This is a genomic window from Rhizobium sp. 01T417 (assembly GCF_056398905.1).
Map to the genome: position 1 here is coordinate 33496 of NZ_JBFTQH010000012.1, position 16562 is coordinate 50057.

At 61.5% G+C, this 16562-nt stretch carries 20 protein-coding genes and 1 other RNA gene; 11 read left to right on the plus strand and 10 right to left on the minus strand.

Translation table 11 applies throughout. The annotated features are described in order from the left end of the window. Nucleotides 1-2 precede the first annotated feature (2 nt). Entirely contained in the window at nucleotides 3-863 is an 861-nt protein-coding gene (locus tag AC1DPR_RS14220; protein WP_018859768.1) for a prephenate dehydratase, read from the plus strand. Between the two features lie 48 nt (nucleotides 864-911). On the opposite strand, the gene AC1DPR_RS14225 is transcribed toward AC1DPR_RS14220, so the two are convergent. The 5 genes from AC1DPR_RS14225 to AC1DPR_RS14245 form a co-directional block, all read right to left on the minus strand. Continuing rightward, nucleotides 912-1280 carry a VOC family protein gene (locus AC1DPR_RS14225; protein WP_018855404.1) on the minus strand — a complete coding sequence of 123 codons (369 nt, stop codon included), beginning with the start codon at nucleotides 1278-1280 and terminating at the stop codon, nucleotides 912-914. Between the two features lie 103 nt (nucleotides 1281-1383). After that, nucleotides 1384-1608 (minus strand): hypothetical protein, encoded by a 225-nt coding sequence (locus tag AC1DPR_RS14230; protein ID WP_477816567.1) that lies wholly within the window; start codon nucleotides 1606-1608, stop codon nucleotides 1384-1386. A 72-nt stretch (nucleotides 1609-1680) separates the two neighbouring features. Then, on the minus strand, nucleotides 1681-2364 hold the full coding sequence (locus AC1DPR_RS14235) for a helix-turn-helix transcriptional regulator (protein ID WP_018855402.1): 684 nt from the start codon (nucleotides 2362-2364) through the stop codon (nucleotides 1681-1683). Nucleotides 2365-2381: 17 nt separating this feature from the next. After that, nucleotides 2382-3350, minus strand: coding sequence for an NAD(+) diphosphatase (gene nudC / locus AC1DPR_RS14240; protein WP_018855401.1), 969 nt, complete (start codon nucleotides 3348-3350; stop codon nucleotides 2382-2384). Further along, nucleotides 3347-3757 (minus strand): HIT domain-containing protein, encoded by a 411-nt coding sequence (locus AC1DPR_RS14245; RefSeq protein WP_026371535.1) that lies wholly within the window; start codon nucleotides 3755-3757, stop codon nucleotides 3347-3349. The genes nudC and AC1DPR_RS14245 overlap by 4 nt, the downstream gene beginning before the upstream one ends. A gap of 88 nt (nucleotides 3758-3845) precedes the next feature. Here AC1DPR_RS14245 and ffs point away from each other — a divergent pair. From ffs to AC1DPR_RS14265, 4 genes are all read left to right on the plus strand, one after another. Beyond that, nucleotides 3846-3942, plus strand: an RNA gene (gene ffs / locus AC1DPR_RS14250) — signal recognition particle sRNA small type. Between the two features lie 46 nt (nucleotides 3943-3988). Beyond that, complete coding sequence (locus AC1DPR_RS14255; protein ID WP_113471379.1) at nucleotides 3989-5857, plus strand: DNA polymerase III subunit gamma/tau; 1869 nt, start codon at nucleotides 3989-3991, stop codon at nucleotides 5855-5857. 22 nt (nucleotides 5858-5879) lie between these two features. Further along, nucleotides 5880-6203: a YbaB/EbfC family nucleoid-associated protein gene (locus AC1DPR_RS14260; protein WP_018855398.1), complete on the plus strand. Its 324-nt coding sequence runs from the start codon at nucleotides 5880-5882 to the stop codon at nucleotides 6201-6203. Between the two features lie 72 nt (nucleotides 6204-6275). Then, a complete protein-coding gene (locus AC1DPR_RS14265) occupies nucleotides 6276-6887 on the plus strand; it encodes a LysE family translocator (protein WP_018855397.1) in 612 nt (203 codons plus the stop codon). Between the two features lies 1 nt (nucleotide 6888). Here AC1DPR_RS14265 and AC1DPR_RS14270 read toward each other — a convergent pair whose 3' ends face one another. Together AC1DPR_RS14270 and AC1DPR_RS14275 are read right to left on the minus strand one after the other, a co-directional pair. Continuing rightward, entirely contained in the window at nucleotides 6889-7416 is a 528-nt protein-coding gene (locus tag AC1DPR_RS14270) for a DUF992 domain-containing protein (RefSeq protein WP_018855396.1), read from the minus strand. An 83-nt stretch (nucleotides 7417-7499) separates the two neighbouring features. Beyond that, nucleotides 7500-7982 (minus strand): Lrp/AsnC family transcriptional regulator, encoded by a 483-nt coding sequence (locus tag AC1DPR_RS14275; protein ID WP_113471380.1) that lies wholly within the window; start codon nucleotides 7980-7982, stop codon nucleotides 7500-7502. Nucleotides 7983-8091: 109 nt separating this feature from the next. Between AC1DPR_RS14275 and AC1DPR_RS14280 the strand changes: the two genes are divergently transcribed. Beyond that, complete coding sequence (locus AC1DPR_RS14280; RefSeq protein WP_018855394.1) at nucleotides 8092-8628, plus strand: RBBP9/YdeN family alpha/beta hydrolase; 537 nt, start codon at nucleotides 8092-8094, stop codon at nucleotides 8626-8628. Here AC1DPR_RS14280 and AC1DPR_RS14285 read toward each other — a convergent pair. After that, nucleotides 8625-9248, minus strand: coding sequence for an MOSC domain-containing protein (locus AC1DPR_RS14285; RefSeq protein WP_477816568.1), 624 nt, complete (start codon nucleotides 9246-9248; stop codon nucleotides 8625-8627). The two genes, AC1DPR_RS14280 and AC1DPR_RS14285, sit on opposite strands and share 4 nt — an antisense overlap. 56 nt (nucleotides 9249-9304) lie before the next feature. Between AC1DPR_RS14285 and recR the strand changes: the two genes are divergently transcribed. Both recR and AC1DPR_RS14295 read left to right on the plus strand, forming a co-directional pair. Continuing rightward, nucleotides 9305-9910 (plus strand): recombination mediator RecR, encoded by a 606-nt coding sequence (recR, locus tag AC1DPR_RS14290; RefSeq protein ID WP_018855392.1) that lies wholly within the window; start codon nucleotides 9305-9307, stop codon nucleotides 9908-9910. 8 nt (nucleotides 9911-9918) lie between these two features. Continuing rightward, nucleotides 9919-11172: a lytic murein transglycosylase gene (locus AC1DPR_RS14295; protein ID WP_018855391.1), complete on the plus strand. Its 1254-nt coding sequence runs from the start codon at nucleotides 9919-9921 to the stop codon at nucleotides 11170-11172. A gap of 7 nt (nucleotides 11173-11179) precedes the next feature. Here the strand turns inward: AC1DPR_RS14295 and AC1DPR_RS14300 are convergent, their stop codons facing one another. Together AC1DPR_RS14300 and AC1DPR_RS14305 are read right to left on the minus strand one after the other, a co-directional pair. After that, on the minus strand, nucleotides 11180-11635 hold the full coding sequence (locus AC1DPR_RS14300) for a GNAT family N-acetyltransferase (RefSeq protein WP_018855390.1): 456 nt from the start codon (nucleotides 11633-11635) through the stop codon (nucleotides 11180-11182). 8 nt (nucleotides 11636-11643) lie between these two features. Further along, nucleotides 11644-13275 carry an MFS transporter gene (locus AC1DPR_RS14305; protein WP_018855389.1) on the minus strand — a complete coding sequence of 544 codons (1632 nt, stop codon included), beginning with the start codon at nucleotides 13273-13275 and terminating at the stop codon, nucleotides 11644-11646. A 228-nt stretch (nucleotides 13276-13503) separates the two neighbouring features. Between AC1DPR_RS14305 and rimP the strand changes: the two genes are divergently transcribed. The 3 genes from rimP to AC1DPR_RS14320 are packed head-to-tail and all read left to right on the plus strand — an operon-like array spanning nucleotide 13504 to nucleotide 16463. Continuing rightward, nucleotides 13504-14109, plus strand: a complete 606-nt coding sequence (gene rimP, locus AC1DPR_RS14310) for a ribosome maturation factor RimP (protein WP_018855388.1) — start codon at nucleotides 13504-13506, stop codon at nucleotides 14107-14109. A 60-nt stretch (nucleotides 14110-14169) separates the two neighbouring features. Continuing rightward, on the plus strand, nucleotides 14170-15774 hold the full coding sequence (gene nusA / locus AC1DPR_RS14315) for a transcription termination factor NusA (RefSeq protein WP_007798988.1): 1605 nt from the start codon (nucleotides 14170-14172) through the stop codon (nucleotides 15772-15774). Beyond that, entirely contained in the window at nucleotides 15774-16463 is a 690-nt protein-coding gene (locus AC1DPR_RS14320; protein WP_018855387.1) for an RNA-binding protein, read from the plus strand. Before nusA ends, AC1DPR_RS14320 begins: the two co-directional genes overlap by 1 nt. Nucleotides 16464-16562 lie beyond the last annotated feature (99 nt).

The window sequence follows — 16562 nt, forward strand, 5'->3', positions numbered from 1 at the left end:
CCATGAACATCACCACCAACAGGATCGCCTTCCAGGGCGAGTTCGGCGCGAACTCCGACATGGCGTGCCGTGACATGTTTCCGACCATGGAGCCGCTGCCGTGCCAGACGTTCGAGGATGCCTTCGTGGCGGTCGAGAACGGCGATGCCGATATCGGAATGATCCCGATCGAGAACACGATCGCTGGCCGCGTCGCCGACATTCATCACTTGCTGCCGGAGTCCCGCCTGCACATCATCGGCGAGTATTTCATGCCGATCCGCTTCCAGTTGATGGTGCTCCCGGGCGTCACCAAGGATGAGATCCGCACGGTTCACAGCCACATCCACGCCCTTGGGCAGTGCCGCAAGATCGTGCGTTCGCACGGCTGGAAGCCGGTGATCGCTGGCGACACGGCAGGTGCTGCAAAGCTCGTCAAGGAAACCGGGGACCGCTCGATGGCGGCGCTGGCGCCGCGCCTTGCCGCCGATCTCTACGGTCTCGACATCGTTGCTGAGAATGTCGAGGACACGGAAAACAATGTCACCCGCTTCGTCATCCTTTCACGCGACGAGGAATGGGCGCATCGCGGCTCGGCTGAGGAGAAGCTCGTCACGACGTTTGTCTTCAACGTCCGAAACATCCCGGCCGCACTCTACAAGGCGCTTGGCGGCTTTGCGACCAACACCATCAACATGACCAAGCTGGAGAGCTATCAGCTGGGCGGCAAGTTCGTCGCAACGCAGTTCTATGCTGACATTGAGGGTCACCCGAACGATCCGAATGTCCGGCGTGCATTGGAGGAGCTGCGCTTCTTTTCCGAGAAGGTGCGCATCCTCGGCGTCTACAAGGGCCACCCAATGCGGGGCCAACTGCAGAAATGAAAAAGGGCGCCTTCGGGCAGCGCCTTCGGGCGCCCTTTTCTTTGTGATTTACTTGTCCGGCTCACACACACGCAGGCGATGGCCGTCCGGGTCGAGCACGACGAAGGTCGGGCCGAAATCCATGTCCGTAAGGTCCTGCGCGATCGGCAACTGGCGCTTGCGCCAATCCTCGTAAAGCGTCGACACGCCGTTCTCGCCGGGAACCATGAAGGCGATCTCGGCGCGGCTGCCCGTAGCGGACGGCTGCGGGGTAACCTTGCTCAGCCGCCAGAGGCCGAGCGTGAAGCCGCCATCAAGCGCGAAGGCGACAAAGTTCGGGGCTTCGGCGACAGGCTCTCGGCCGAGCAAGGACCGGTAGAAACCGGCACTTGTGGCCGGGTCCTTGACGTAGAGAATGATGAGGTTCGGGCTGTTCATCGGGTCGTCCTCGTTGTGACAGGTTGGCAGGCGAAGAAACGCCGCTGCCTCGTTGGCAGCGGCGGCGGTCGGTCATGCGTCTTGGGAGTTGTGTCGTGTGCGGCTAGCCTTCGTGGCAGGGGCTGACCCAATCGACGAAGCCGAGATCGCGTTTCTTCCACTCGGGCATGGTGTCCGGATCGAGGCGCGAACACCTGCGATGCGCCATCTGGCGCGACGCGTTCAGCATCATGCGCAGCAGCGTGGATTGCGGATATCCTGCATCGGAAGAGGTCTCGTCGACAGCATGGTTGCCGCGCGTAGATCGGCTCAGGTTCAGGCTCATCATCATCGGTCCTCCTATTGGATTGGTACCGATAATAGCGCTGACCACTGTCAGTTTATGGCAGTAGTGTCGCGGTCAGGATGCAATATCTTGCTGGTCTCGCCATTCCTTGAGCAGGACCGCGCGCCGGCGCGGATAACGGCCGTCCTGAGGGATCATTTCGACGATCCGGTCGGTGCGGAAGTGGCGGTAATCCTGACGCAATTCACACCAGGCAACGACAACCCGCACCTGCTCGAAATAGCTCAGCGCGAAAGGCCAGATATTGCGGACGGAGACGGTTCCGCCCTCATCCGAGTAGGTCAACTTGAGGATTCGTTCGGCGCGAATCGCCTTGCGAATGGCACTGAGATCAGCCTTGTCGGCAACGGGCGGTCGGAGATGGACGAGCAGCGTCGAGGTCTCGATCTCGTCTCGCATCTCCTGCGGCAGCACGTCGGCGATCTTGGCGAGGGCATCGGCGCCGGCGGCGGCAAGGCGTGGATCGGCGGCGCGCGCAACCCATCGCGAACCGAGGACGAGCGCCTCGATCTCGTCCTGCGAAAACATCATCGGTGGCAGCATGAAACCCGGCTTCAACACGTAGCCGAGACCTGGCTCTCCTTCGATCAAGGCGCCCTGTGCCTGCAGGCTCGAAATATCGCGATAAAGCGTGCGGATGCTGACGCCAGTTTCGGTGGCAAGCACAGCGCCGCTGACCGGCCGGCGATAGCGCCGCAGGGTTTGCAGCAACGTCAGAAGGCGTTCGGAGCGTGCCATGTCAGGGCCTCGTTCTGTCAGGCCTTATTGCTTTTCCACTCTATCCAATCGCGCATCAGCCGATGGGCGATCGCCCCCTTGGGCGGTGGTGCCTTGCCGGTCACGCCGGGGCGTTCAAGCATCTCAAGCGTTTCTTCACGCGTGAACCAGCGGCAGTCCTCCAGCTCCTGGGTATCGTACTTGACGTCCTTGGACTTGGCTTCGGCGAAGCAGCCAAGCATCAGCGTATGGGGCATCGGCCAGGGTTGCGAAGCGTGATAGCGGATCCGTCCGGTATGAATTCCGGATTCTTCCAGCGTCTCACGGCGCACAGCGTTCTCGATCGTCTCACCCGGTTCTACGAAACCGGCAAGACAGGAATACATGCCCGGAGCGAAATGCGGGCTGCGGCCAAGAAGGCAGAGATCGCGCTCCTCGTCGATCGTGAGCATGATGACGACGGGGTCAGTGCGCGGGAAGATTTCATGTCCGCAGGCTGTGCAGACGCGCTTGTAGCCGCCGATATGGATCTCCATGGTCGAGCCGCAGCGGCCGCAGAACTTGTTGTCGCGGTTCCAGCGGATGAGGCTCGCTCCCTGCGCAAACTCCCCGAGTAGAACCTCGTCGATCAGCATCTCGCGAAATAGCGAACGGCCATCCGAAGGCTTGTAATGGCTGGCCAACTCTTCTTCCGGAACACCCACCGGCACGGCAAGGCGCGGCTCCCCGGTTTTTCGATAGCCGAGCAGGACGGTCTCATCCCAGTTGGGCCGCAGGTCCTTCAGCTCGTAGCGTGCAAACAGCGGATCAAGCACCTGCCCGTCATGCTTCAAGACCAGCTTGTCGCCGGCAAAGGCGAAGATATGCGTTCCTTCCTTGGCAAGCGCCTTGTCGACGGATGTCTCGTCGCGATGTTCGGAATCACGGATCAGGTCATTGGCTGCGAAGGCAGTCAGGCTACTGGGTTCCGGATGCGGAACATCCGAATCGAAAAGCGAACGGCTCATGATGAAAGGGCTTCCCGCAACTTCTCTATAAGGTCATCTCTCTTATCCGCCGCGTAAGGTTCAGCCTTGCCAAAACCCCAGACGGGATTTGGCCAATTGGCATCGCCTTCGAAGCGGGCAATGACATGAACATGAAGCTGACGGACGATGTTGCCAAGGGCCCCAATATTGATTTTTGTGGCGCCGGTGATCTTCTTCAGGGCGGAGGCGACCATCTCCGTCTCGAATGTCAGCAACACCTGATCGAGGGGCGTCAGTTCGAAGACTTCGCTGATATCCGTTCTGCGTGGCACGAGAATCAGCCACGGCCAGCGGGCGTCCTTCGACAGCCTGAGATCGCAGAGCCCGGTCTGAATAACTCGGTCGCTATCGCTCTCCAGCCGACGGTCGAGTTTGAATTCGTCCAACAGGCATTCCTCCATGTTTTCCTGAGGCTAGCAGTTTTTTTTGAGCTTGGCTTGCTTTTGATGGCGATATTGCCGATATGTGCATCCGGGAGGTTGGTGGTGGACGAGCCACTCGCCAACCGGGTCAGGTCCGGAAGGAAGCAGCCCTAACGAGCCCGGCACGGGTCATCGTGCCAGCCTCCCACCTTTCTCTCCATTCTTGCTCGGGCGGTCCGGGTGATAAGCAGGGCGATGAGCGACACCGAGCGACAGTCACAAGATGCCGCCTCGACGGGCACCGGATACCGGGTGCTGGCACGCAAATACCGCCCCAAGGATTTCACGGATCTGATGGTCGGCCAGGAGCCGATGGTTCAGACCCTGACCAACGCCTTCGAGACCGGCCGTATTGCCCAAGCCTACATGCTGACCGGCGTGCGCGGGGTCGGCAAGACGACGACCGCCCGCATCCTCGCTCGCGCGCTGAATTACAAGACCGCTGACATCGACAAGCCGACGATCGATCTGCGGATCCCGGGTGAGCATTGCCAGGCGATCATGGAAGGCCGGCATGTCGACGTCATCGAGATGGACGCTGCATCCCACACGGGTATCGACGATATCCGCGAGATCATCGAGCAGGTGCGCTATCGCCCGGTTTCGGCGCGCTACAAGGTCTACATCATCGACGAAGTGCACATGCTCTCGACACAGGCCTTCAACGGCCTGCTGAAGACGCTCGAAGAGCCGCCGGAGCATGTGAAGTTCATCTTCGCTACCACCGAAATCCGCAAGGTCCCGATCACCGTCCTGTCGCGCTGCCAGCGTTTCGACTTGCGCCGCATCAGTGCCTCCGATCTCGTTGGGCTCTTTACCACGATCGCATCGAAGGAAGGCATCGAGGCGGAGCCGGATGCGCTGGCGATGATTGCCCGTGCCGCCGAAGGTTCGGCGCGCGACGGTCTCTCGCTGCTCGACCAGGCGATCGCCCATGGCGGCGGCGCGGTGCTGGCGGAAACGGTGCGCGGGATGCTCGGCCTTGCCGACCGCGCCCGCATCGTCGATCTCTTTCATCATATCGTAAAAGGCGATGTCGCAGCAGCGCTCGGCGAATTCGAAAGCCAGTATGAAGCCGGTGCCAATCCCGTTGCCGTGCTGACCGATCTCGCTGATTTCACGCATCTGGTCACGCGGTTGAAATACGTGCCGGATGCCGCTAACGATCCTTCGCTCAGCGAAATCGAACGTACCAAGGCCGCCGAATTCGCGCAGAGCGTGGCGGTAACGACGCTGTCGCGCATCTGGCAGATGTTACTAAAGGGCATTCCGGAAGCCGAAGGCTCCTCGCGCCCGGCCGGCGCCGCTGAGATGGTGCTGATCCGACTGACACATGCCGCCCATCTGCCGGCGCCGGAAGACGCCGCCCGTCGCCTCGCGGAGTTTTCCGAGACGAACGGTGGCGGCCGTCCATCCGTCCCATCGGGCAACGGCGGTGGCGGCGCAACGGTGAACTATCAAGGCAATCTGGCGGCACGATCGACCGAGTCGATCCCGCGCCCGCAGCCCGCCGGCCCGACCGCGATGCTGCGCGCCGTCCCTAATCCCGACCCGCAGAACGTGCCGGTCGGCCGCGTCGAGACGAAGCCGGCCGAGGCGCCGAAACCACTGGTTTCGGTAAACTCGATCACCGATATCGCCAATCTGGCCGGTGAAAAGCGCGATGTGAAGGTCAAGGCGCTGGTGCGCAACTTCGTACGCCCGGTTCGCATCGAGCCCGGCCGCCTCGACGTCAATCTGACCGAAGGCGCCCCCGGTACGCTGCTGAACGAACTGGCTGTCAAGCTCAAGGACTGGACAGGCATCCATTGGATCGTCAGCCTCAGCCGCGAGGAAGCTCAGCCGACGATCGTCGAGGCCGAAGCCAACGCCAAGGCGCAGCAGGTCAGCGACGCGCGCCAAGATCCGGATGTGGCGGCGATCCTCGCCCAGTTTCCGGGCGCCAAGATCATCGACGTCCGCGTAAGGGCGCCCGAGCCGGAAGAGGAAGAGGAAGTCAAGGCGCCTGCCGCTGCCGAATCCGAAGAGGGCGACATCCTGCCCGGCGACGACATAATTTTCTAGAGTATCGAGAAGGAGCGAGACGATGCGCGACATCATGGGCATGATGGGCAAAGTCAAGGAAATGCAGGCCAAGATGGAGAAGATGCAGGCGGAGATCGCCGAACTCCAGGCGGAAGGCAAGTCGGGTGGCGGTCTCGTCACCGTGATCCTCAATGGCAAGGGCGAGATGCAGAGCCTGAAGATCGACCCGTCCCTCTTCAAGGAAGACGATGTCGAAATCCTCGAAGACCTGATCGTTGCCGCGCATAAGGATGCCAAGGACAAGGCGGAAGCCGCCGCTGCCGAAAAGACCAAGGCGCTGACCGCCGGCCTTCCGATTCCTCCTGGCTTCAAGATGCCGTTCTGACCAGCCGGTAGACCAAGAGAGCGGTGTCAGCTGCGCTGGCATCGCTTCCGTCACGCAACAGGAGGATTGCCGATGACGTTGACCAGTCTGTTTGTCTTTGCCTGCGCATTGTTCGTGGCCGCCGGCTCTCCCGGTCCGAGCGTTGCCGCACTCGTCGCCCGGGTGATTTCCAAGGGCGCCCGTGACGTTCTGCCTTTCCTGTCAGCTATGTGGCTCGGCGAAGCAATTTGGCTGACCTGCGCCGTCGCCGGCTTGGCGGCGATCGCCGAAACCTTCCACTATGCCTTCGTTGCCATCAAGTGGCTCGGCGTCTGCTACCTGCTCTATCTTGCCTGGAAAATGTGGTTCGCGTCGCCCGATAGTGATGGCGAAGCGTTGCCCGAGGCGCAATCACCCACAAGGCTTTTCCTCGCCGGCATGACGGTGACGCTCGGCAACCCGAAGATCATGATGTTCTACATGGCGCTGCTGCCCTCGATCATCGACGTTCGCGGGGTAACGATCGTCGGTTGGGCAGAACTCGTGGCCACCATGCTCTTCGTGCTGATCTTCATCGACTTCAGTTGGACGCTGCTTGCTGCCAAAGCCCGGCGCTTCCTGAGGAGCCGTCGTGCTATTCGCGCGGCCAACCGCGCCAGCGCCGGAACGATGGCCGGCGCCGCTTTGGCGATCGCGATGCGCTAGGCTATCGCTGTGACACATGCCGCCTGGGAGCTGGTGGCGGTGGTGCCGGCGGCACCCAGGTCAGGATCATATTGGCAACGCCTGCCGCGATGTTGAGACCGGACGTGCCCTCAGCCGAGACAGGTTGCAGAGCAATCGAGCCCTCGAAACCGCCGATCAGGACATTCGCCCCGACGCCGAGGCCGACCGTCGCATTGGCTGCGACGCCGGAGTAGCTGCCCTGCAGGGCGCCGTCGAGCCGGTTTGTCGGCGCGTAGACGAGCCAGATCAATCCGCCGCCAGCGAGAGCGCCGATATCGACACCAAACTTGGTGATCGTGCCGGTGTAGCGTTCGCTTGGTCGATCGGGCGAGGACGGCGTGAATATGCAGTTTAGCGTCCGTTTCGAGCCGATGATGACGCCGAATCCGGGAGAAATATCACAGCCCAACGAGCCGACCTTGACGCGGGCTGCAGCCGGCGTTGCTGATAGGAAGGTAGTGGCCGTTGCGGCGATGACTGCCGCCGCGATAAGTCTTGCGATGGACATGCGAGCCTCCTTCGATTTGCACCCCGTGGATGAAAAACTAGGAGGCTCCTTCTCGTCAGCAAGTGGCAGCCGTTGAAATCACCTCAGACGTGGTTTCGCGCCAATTTCATCAGTTCGCGACCGACGGGTTTGGTCGGCTCCCCACGCAAGACGAGCGAGGTGGTGACCGCACCATAGCGCGCGATGCTATCGACGATGACTTCAAGCTCGGAGGGCGAAGGGACGAGGACTTTCAAGACGAAGCAATCCTCTCCTGTCAGCCTGAGAACTTCGATGATCTGCGGCATGTCGGCAAATTGCTTGAGGCAGGTGCGGATATGTTCGTGGGTGGTGCGTAGCCGGATCACGGCCATCATGCCCAGCCCGAGCGCCGCGGTATTGATACGGGCGCCGTAGCCTTTGATGATCCCCCGTTCCTCCAGGCGTTTCAGCCGCTCGGAGGCTGCCGGCTGCGACAGGCCGACCTTGCGCCCCAGCTCGGAAACGGAAATGCGCCCATCAGCCTGCATGATCTCGATAATCATCATGTCAGTTGGGTCGAGTTGTCGGCTCATGAAATCGGCCATGAATGCCCGCCTTTAATCTATCGGCTGAGCGATGACTTTGCCGATGATTTCTTATGTCATTTGCGGCCCCTCTCGCGCAACTTGTCCGTCGAGCAACAGGAAGGAAGCGATGAGAGAAATCATCACGGTGCCCGGCATTGGCGGGTCTGGCGAAACCCATTGGCAGTCCCGATGGGAGACGGCCGACCGTCGCATTCGGCGCTTTTCACCCTCGAGTTGGGATCAGCCGGACCTTGAGGACTGGATTGAGGCGCTGGACAGGGCAGTCGGGCAGGCGGAGGCCGAACCGATTCTCGTTGCCCATAGTCTCTCTTGCCTGCTGGTGGCGCATTGGGCACGGCGGGCCAGGCATCGCGCCAGCGGCGCCTTGCTCGTCGCGCCGCCGGACCCGCGCGCCGCAGCCTACCCGCCGGAAGCAGCCGGCTTTGCCGAAACACCTCTCGGGGCGCTTCCGTTCCCCTCGCTTGTCGTAGCCAGCAGCGACGACCCGTACGGTTCGCTCGACTACGCACGTGCCAGGGCTGATGAGTGGGGTAGCCAATTCACAAATATTGGTGCCCGCGGTCACATCAACGGAGCCAGTGGGCTTGGCGATTGGCCGGAGGGACGGGCGGCTTTGGCGGCCCTTGAGGTGCGCTTGCGCTAGGCGCCGGCCTGCACTTCCAGAATATTCCGAAGTTTGTAGTGGATCGGAGCCTCCAGATAGCGGTTGCGATCTTGGGCGGCGAGGGTCTTGCCAAAGGTGGCGATCATCTCCGGCATCGTAACCTTTTCGCCGTCATAAGGCTGATAGTCGACCGTTGATCTGGCGGTGATTGCTCCACCGTGAAGCACCCGGCAATAGATGCCCGGCCGGGCAGCTCGCGCGTAGCGCTTGGCGAACCGCGGGTCGCCCATCCGGGCGGCAAAGGTCGCACAGGGAATGCGCGCACTGGTAACCTCCAGAACAAGATCGCCGGCTATGAATCGATCGCCGACCGAAACGGAGCGGTTGTCGAGACCGTCGATCACCAGGTTTTCTCCGAATGTGCCTGGCACGATCGGCCGCCCAAGCTCTTTCGACCACCAGTCGAGCGTCAGCGACCCCTCGAGATAGACGGCCTGGTCGACGCCGCCATGATGCTTCCGGTTGCAGATCGCATCACCGACCACGCCCTCCGCATCGACGAGCACGCTGCCGGTGATGGGATGCTTGTAGATGCCCGTCTTGTAGCTCTTGCCGGGCAGCCGCTCGGCACTGCCGATGCAGACGGCGAGGATTTTCATCAAGCGGCGCTCCCAACATGTTTCCGTTTTTGCAGCATATGGGCTAATAACCGCTCATGGCAAAGCGAGTCACCGGCCCCGAAATCGAAAAACTGATCCAGCTTCTGGCAAAGGTCCCCGGCCTCGGTCCGCGGTCCGCGCGCCGCGCTGCCTTGCATCTCATCAAGAAGAAAGACCAACTGCTCGGCCCGCTGTCGAACGCTATGGGCGAGGCCTACGACAAGGTCAAGATCTGCTCTCTCTGCGGCAATGTCGATACGGTAGATCCCTGCACGGTCTGCACGGACGACCGGCGCGACCAGTCCGTCATCATCGTCGTCGAAGATGTCTCCGACCTATGGGCGTTGGAGCGCGCCGGCGCGCTGAACGCCGCCTATCATGTCCTCGGTGGCACCTTGTCTCCCTTGGATGGCGTCGGCCCGGATGATCTCAACATTCGCGGCCTGATCGAGCGCGTCACGGCCGGCGGCATCCGCGAACTGATCATCGCGGTCAACGCCACCGTCGAGGGGCAGACAACAGCACACTATATAACCGACCAGCTGACCGGACTGAACGTCAAGATCACGCGCCTTGCCCATGGCGTCCCGGTCGGTGGCGAACTCGACTATCTCGATGAAGGAACGCTGCAGGCGGCGCTCAGAGCCCGCACGGCAATCTAGGGGGAAGCATGAGCAAGCGCATTTTCGGGCGCCTCTTGATCGCGACGGCGGCGCTGCTGGCACTGTCAGGCCCGCCAGCTTTTTCCGCTTCCAAGGCCGATGTTGAAGCGCAGTTCGAAAAGTGGGTCAGGGCCGATCTCTGGCCGGAGGCGCAGCGCAATGGCATTTCCGAGAAGGCGTTTCAAGCAGCCTTTGCGGGCGTCGAGCTGAACTGGACCTTGACCGATCTCGCCCCTCCCGGCTTCCCACCTGCCAAGGAACAGAAGCAGACGCAGGCCGAATTCTCCTCGCCCGCGCCGTACTTCAACGAGGATCGGCTGAAGCGGCTGGGGAGCACCGGCCGCGGCTTTGCCGCGCAATATGCCTCGACGCTGAAGAAGATTGAAAAAGCCTACGGGGTTCCCGGCTCGATCGTCCTTGCCGTCTGGGGGCGCGAAACCGGCTTCGGGGCTGCCAAGATCCCGAATTCCGCCATCGAGGTGCTGGCGACCAAGGCCTTTATGTCGACGCGCAAGGACATGTTCCGCACCGAATTGCTCGCCGCTCTGCATATCATCGATCGCGGTGACGCGACGCCGGCCGAATTCAAGGGGTCATCTGCCGGCGCGCTCGGCCAGCCGCAGTTCATGCCGACCAGCTATCTGAAATATGCGGTCGATTTCGATGGCGACGGCCACCCCAACATCTGGACATCGGTTCCCGATACGCTTGCCTCTATTGCGAACTTCCTTGCCCAGAAGAGCTGGCAGCGCGGTCGTGGCTGGGGATACGAAGTGAGCATCCCCGATGGCGTATCCTGCGCGCAAGAGGGGCCGGACCTCGCCAAGCCCGTGTCGCACTGGGTCTCACTCGGTATCACGCGCATATCAGGCAAGGCTTTCCCTTCCGGCGAGGGCAAGGCGTCCGGCATGATGCTCGTCCCTGCTGGGCGCGACGGTCCGGAGTTTGTCGTCACGCCGAACTTCTACGTGCTGAAGGAATACAACAACTCCGACCTCTATGCGCTTTTTATCGGCAACCTGGCCGATCGCATCGCCTATGGGTCCGGGGCTTTCCAGGGGCCTTGGGGCGATGTCGGCAAAATGCTGCGCTCCGACGTCGCGACGATGCAGAAGGCGCTGGAGAAAAAGGGATACGACGTCGGCGGCTCCGATGGTCTCCCCGGTTACAAGACCCGCCGTTCCATCGGCCAGTGGCAGGAGAAAAACGGCTTGACGCCGACCTGCTATCCCGAGGCATCGATGATCGGAAGGTTGAAGTAGCTAGAGCCTAGAGGTTGCGCTTCAGCCCCTCGTGGCTCGCGACAAATCCCAGTTTCTCGTAGAAAAGGATGGCGTCGCGCCGTGATTTGTCCGAGGTCAGCTGTACCAAACCGCAACCGCGCTCGGCGCAGCGTGCAACAGCCCATTCAATGAAATCGGAGCCTAGGCCCGTGCCACGCGCGCTCTTGGCGACGCGCACGCTTTCGATCTGCCCACGCCAAACACCTGTTCGGGACAGGCCGGGAATGAAAGTCAGCTGCAAGCAGCCGAGGACGCGATCGCGCCCATCCACCGCGACCGCCAGCAGCTGATTGGCGTCGGCTTCGATGGCATCGAACGCAGCGACATATCTCGCATCCGGCGGATCCGAAACGATTTCGCGCGCGCTGCCGAGGTCGTCCTCGGCGAGCAAGCCAATGATATCAGCCAGATCCGAACGGCGCGCGGGGCGGAAGGAATGCATGTCTTGCCTCAATGATGCAGGTCGATCGGTGCCTTGTAGAAGACGTCATCGCTGGGCGGAATGGCCTGGCGCTCGATCAGTCGATGCACCTGCGGCAGTTCTTCGCCTCGGTGGAGCGCCCGCAACTGTTCGATATTTTCCGCATCGGCCTGCGTGCGGCGCTGATTGTGCCTGATGTATTCGACCCAGGTCGGCGCGTGGTAGGTCTCCGTCCACCGGCCCGGTTTTTCGAGATCGCGCATCAGCGCCCAATTGCGCGCGCCGTCGCGAATGCGGATGCGTCGCCGCTCGCCCATCAGGGCCAGAAAGTCGGCAATGTCCGCGTCTGCGATTTCGTAATCGATCTGGACGACGATTGGACCGCTGCGCGGCGTGATATCGAGGCCGAGCGCCGGTTCGATGAAGCGGTTCAGCGGGTCCAGGTTGAGCGAGGCAAAGGCCGGCATGGCAAAGCGCAGGCCGATGACGATGCCGAAGAGCATGACGAAGGCCGAGATGAGCAGGGCATTGGCAACGCCATAGCGGTCGGCTGCCGCGCCCCAGAGCCAGCTGCCGCCGGCAATGCCGCCGAAGGTCACCGTCTGATAGAGCGACAGGGCGCGGCCGACGACCCAACGCGGCGTCGACAGCTGCACGATCGTATTGAACAGCGAGAGCGCCAGCACCCAACATGCGCCTGCGATCACCAGCCCGGCACAGGTCAGCGCGGCAATCGGACTGGAAGCGGCGATCACTGCGCTCAGCGCAAAGCCGGTAAAGGAAATCCGCACGATCGCCTCGCTCGAAAAGCGTTCGCGCAGCCGGTCGTTCAGGATAGCCCCGCCGATGGCGCCGATGCCGAAAGAGCCGAGCATGAGGCCGTAGGTCAGCGGACCGCCGACAACAAGGTTGATCGCCACGATCGGCAGCAGTGCAAGGATCGAGCTGGCGCTGATCCCGAAGACGAGCCCGCGCAGCAGCACCTTTTGCAGGTTGGGCGACATCGACACGTAACGAAGGCCGGCAAAGACGGCGCTGCCGAGCGTCTCCCTCGGGAGGGTCGAGGCCGGCGGGGTCGGCTTCCAGCGCCGCAGCGCATAGATCAGCGCGAAGTAGCTCACTGTATTGACGGCAAAGGCTGCAGCCGCGCCGGCAGCGGCGACGATGGCGCCGCCGATCGCGGGTCCGACACTGCGGGTGATATTGAAGCCGACGCTGTTCAACGTCACCGCACCCGGCAGATCCACGCGCGGCACCATGTCGCCGACCGAGGCTTGCCAGGACGGGTTGTTCAACGCCGTGCCGCAGCCGATGAGGAAGGTGAAAAAGAGGAGCAGCCAGGGCGAAAGCCAGCCGAAGTAGGCGGAGATGCTGAGCACGGCCGAAACCGCAAACATGAAATATTGCGCAATCAGCATCACCCGGCGGCGATCAAAGCTGTCTGCAAGGGCGCCCGATGCAAGCGAAAAGAGCATGATTGGCAGTGCCGTCGATGTCTGCACGAGCGCAACCATATTGTCCGATGCCGTGATGGTCGTCATCATCCAGGCGGCGCCGACCGCCTGGATCAGTCCCCCGAAGTTCGAAGCGAGGCTTGCAAACCAGATCCTCCGGTAGGTTTCGTGCCGTAGCGGCGCCAGTGTCGACGAAGTGTAAGGCACGATCCCTCCCGATGACGGTCCTCGGAGCCAATATATGCTGAATGACGCCGCTGGCTACCTCGGGCGCCCATTGGGCCGAAGGTTGGCGACGGACCTTGCAATTTTTTGAAAACGGGCCTATATGGCTCTCAAATCTTGATCGTTTTGATGAAGAGTGGGCCGCAAGGACCCGCTCTTTTTTATTACCGCGATCATCCAAAAAGCATGAAATTGCGAGGAGCGTATCGCTTGTCGGATCCGACGAAAGCAGACAATGAACTTGAGCCGCGGCTGATCACCGAGACCGGTCTCGACCAGCGCCTTGCCGACATCGTCGAGCCTGTGCTCATCGACCTGGGTTATCGCCTGGTCCGTGTACGCATGCTCAACCAGAACGGCGCCACCATGCAGATCATGGCCGAACGCAATGATGGAACGATGGATGTCGAAGGCTGCGAAGAGGTCTCGATGGCCGTTTCTCCGGTTCTCGATGTGGAAGATCCGATCGATAGAGAGTATCATCTCGAAGTGTCTTCGCCGGGTATCGATCGCCCGATGGTGCGGAAATCCGATTTCGTGCGCTGGCAGGGACACCTTCTGAAGTGCGAAACGTCGATCATGGTCGGCAACCGCAAGCGCTTCCGTGGCAAGATCGTTGCGACCGACGCAGACGGTTTCACGCTCGAGCGTGACCAGGTTTCCGAGGGTGAAGAGCAGAATATCGTTATTCCGTTCACGGCTCTCGCCGATGCAAAGCTCATTCTGACCGACGATCTGATCCGTGATGCCCTGCGCGCCGACAAGCTGGCGAAGGCAGAGGCCGCGAACCAGAACGAAGCGGAAGACGAAGAATAACCGATCAACTTGTGGCTCCAGGGACGGGAACCCGGGACGCCAAGACGGAGAGATAAGACAATGGCAGTCAGTGCGAACCGGCTCGAACTTCTGCAGATCGCAGATGCAGTGGCGCGCGAAAAGGTCATCGACCGCGAGATCGTACTTGCCGCAATGGCAGACGCGATCCAGAAGGCAGCGCGCTCCCGCTACGGCACCGAGTCCAACATCCGCGCCGACATCAACCCGAAGACCGGCGAAATCCGTCTTCAGCGTCTGCTCGAAGTTGTCGACAAGGCCGAAGACTATTCGACCCAGATTCCACTTGAGCTGGCCCGCGACCGCAACCCGGATGCAGCCCTTGGCGATTTCATTGCCGATCCGCTGCCGCCGATGGATTTCGGCCGTATCGCTGCTCAGTCCGCCAAGCAGGTTATCGTTCAGAAGGTTCGTGAAGCCGAGCGCGACCGCCAGTTCGACGAGTTCAAGGATCGCGTCGGCGAAATCGTCAACGGCACCGTCAAGCGCGTCGAATATGGCAACGTCATCGTCGACCTCGGCCGCGGCGAAGGCATCATCCGCCGCGACGAAATGATCCCGCGCGAGAACGTCCGCTATGGCGATCGCGTCCGCGCATACGTATATGATGTTCGTCGTGAACAGCGCGGCCCGCAGATCTTCCTGTCGCGCACGCATCCGCAGTTCATGGTCAAGCTCTTCACGATGGAAGTGCCTGAAATCTACGACGGCATCATCCAGGTGAAGTCGGTTGCCCGCGATCCGGGTTCGCGCGCCAAGATCGCCGTGATCTCGAACGACAGCTCGATCGATCCGGTCGGCGCCTGCGTCGGTATGCGCGGTTCGCGTGTTCAGGCCGTCGTCGGCGAACTCCAAGGCGAAAAGATCGACATCATTCCGTGGTCGCAGGACCCGGCGACCTTTGTCGTCAACGCCCTGCAGCCGGCTGAAGTCGCCAAGGTCGTTCTCGACGAAGATGCAGAGCGCATTGAAGTCGTGGTTCCGGACGAGCAGCTGTCGCTGGCCATCGGCCGCCGCGGCCAGAACGTCCGCCTGGCATCGCAGCTGACTGGCTGGGACATCGATATCATGACGGAAGCCGAGGAATCCGAGCGCCGTCAGAAGGAATTCAACGAGCGCACCAACTTGTTCATGGATTCGCTCGACGTTGACGAAATGGTCGGCCAGGTTCTGGCGTCGGAAGGCTTTGCGGCAGTTGAAGAACTGGCTTACGTCGATCTCGACGAAATTGCCTCGATCGACGGTTTTGACGAAGACACCGCACAGGAAATCCAGACGCGCGCCCGCGAATATCTGGAGCGCCTGGAAGCCGAAATGGACGAGAAGCGCAAGGCGCTCGGCGTTTCCGACGAACTGCGTCAGATCGACGGCATGACCGCTCAGATGATGGTCGCGCTCGGCGAAGACGGCATCAAGACGATCGAGGACTTCGCCGGCTGCGCCGCTGACGATCTCGTCGGCTGGAGCGAGCGCAAGAACGGCGAGACCAAGAAGTTCGAAGGCCTGTTCTCCAAGTTCGACGTTTCGCGCGTCGAGGCCGAGCAGATGGTTGTCCAGGCCCGCCTCGCGGCTGGTTGGATCACCGAGGAAGACCTCGCAAAGGACGCGGAAGCTGAAGAAGCTCCCGAGGCCGAGCAGGAAGTATAATGTCCGCGCGTGAGCCGAGCGTCTCTCCTGAGGACGACGATCTTGCAGGATATGACGTGAATGGTCGCATGTGCATCGTGACACGCGAAAGCGGATCGCAGGATGAGCTGATCCGCTTCGTTGCTGCTCCTGATGGGACTGTGGTCGCCGACCTGAAGCGCCAGCTTCCGGGACGCGGATGTTGGGTCAAGATCGATCGCTCGCTGGTCGACAAGGCCGTGGCGAAGAAGCTCTTTGCGCGTGCCTTGAAAGCGGATGTGAAGGCGGCAGCCGAGCTCGGCGAAACCGTCGATACGCTGCTCGTACAGCAGCTGATGCAGATGATGAACATGGCTCGCAAGGCGGGGCAGTTCGTTACCGGCTCCGCGAAAGTGGATGCCGCAGTCAGGAGTGGAGCCGCGATCGCCGTGTTCCACGCAACGAATGCCGCCGAAGATGGCGTGAGAAAAATCGACCAGGCCCGCAAGGCCTGGCACCTCGGAATGGAGACCGAGGAGGAAGTACCTTCCTACCGTCTCTTCTCGGAGAGCGAAATGGAAGGCCTGATGGGCCAGAACGCTTTTATCCATGCTGCAGTGCTTGCAGGGCAGGCGGGTGAGGGTGTAGTGAAGCGCGCAAAGATGCTCGAACAGTACCGCAATGGCGGTCAGTCCCGGGCAGCGGGCGGCGCTGGCCGGCAAAAACAATGATGCGGTCACCGGACTTGTCCGGTCCCCAGATCATTGATCGACATATTTGATTGACAGGGCCTGATGACGTCATCGCTCCCTGTCCGAAGGAACGGGAAC

Coding starts and splice junctions, on each gene's coding strand:
- nusA (WP_007798988.1), top strand. CDS start 14,170: ATGGCAGTCAGTGCGAACCGGCTCGAACTTCTGCAGATCGCAGATGCA.
- AC1DPR_RS14285 (WP_477816568.1), bottom strand. CDS start 9,248: ATGAAAATCCTCGCCGTCTGCATCGGCAGTGCCGAGCGGCTGCCCGGC.
- AC1DPR_RS14300 (WP_018855390.1), bottom strand. CDS start 11,635: ATGCATTCCTTCCGCCCCGCGCGCCGTTCGGATCTGGCTGATATCATT.
- AC1DPR_RS14295 (WP_018855391.1), top strand. CDS start 9,919: ATGAGCAAGCGCATTTTCGGGCGCCTCTTGATCGCGACGGCGGCGCTG.
- AC1DPR_RS14255 (WP_113471379.1), top strand. CDS start 3,989: ATGAGCGACACCGAGCGACAGTCACAAGATGCCGCCTCGACGGGCACC.
- nudC (WP_018855401.1), bottom strand. CDS start 3,350: ATGAGCCGTTCGCTTTTCGATTCGGATGTTCCGCATCCGGAACCCAGT.
- AC1DPR_RS14280 (WP_018855394.1), top strand. CDS start 8,092: ATGAGAGAAATCATCACGGTGCCCGGCATTGGCGGGTCTGGCGAAACC.
- AC1DPR_RS14320 (WP_018855387.1), top strand. CDS start 15,774: ATGTCCGCGCGTGAGCCGAGCGTCTCTCCTGAGGACGACGATCTTGCA.
- AC1DPR_RS14235 (WP_018855402.1), bottom strand. CDS start 2,364: ATGGCACGCTCCGAACGCCTTCTGACGTTGCTGCAAACCCTGCGGCGC.
- AC1DPR_RS14260 (WP_018855398.1), top strand. CDS start 5,880: ATGCGCGACATCATGGGCATGATGGGCAAAGTCAAGGAAATGCAGGCC.
- AC1DPR_RS14265 (WP_018855397.1), top strand. CDS start 6,276: ATGACGTTGACCAGTCTGTTTGTCTTTGCCTGCGCATTGTTCGTGGCC.
- AC1DPR_RS14230 (WP_477816567.1), bottom strand. CDS start 1,608: ATGATGAGCCTGAACCTGAGCCGATCTACGCGCGGCAACCATGCTGTC.
- AC1DPR_RS14270 (WP_018855396.1), bottom strand. CDS start 7,416: ATGTCCATCGCAAGACTTATCGCGGCGGCAGTCATCGCCGCAACGGCC.
- recR (WP_018855392.1), top strand. CDS start 9,305: ATGGCAAAGCGAGTCACCGGCCCCGAAATCGAAAAACTGATCCAGCTT.
- AC1DPR_RS14220 (WP_018859768.1), top strand. CDS start 3: ATGAACATCACCACCAACAGGATCGCCTTCCAGGGCGAGTTCGGCGCG.
- AC1DPR_RS14275 (WP_113471380.1), bottom strand. CDS start 7,982: ATGGCCGATTTCATGAGCCGACAACTCGACCCAACTGACATGATGATT.
- AC1DPR_RS14225 (WP_018855404.1), bottom strand. CDS start 1,280: ATGAACAGCCCGAACCTCATCATTCTCTACGTCAAGGACCCGGCCACA.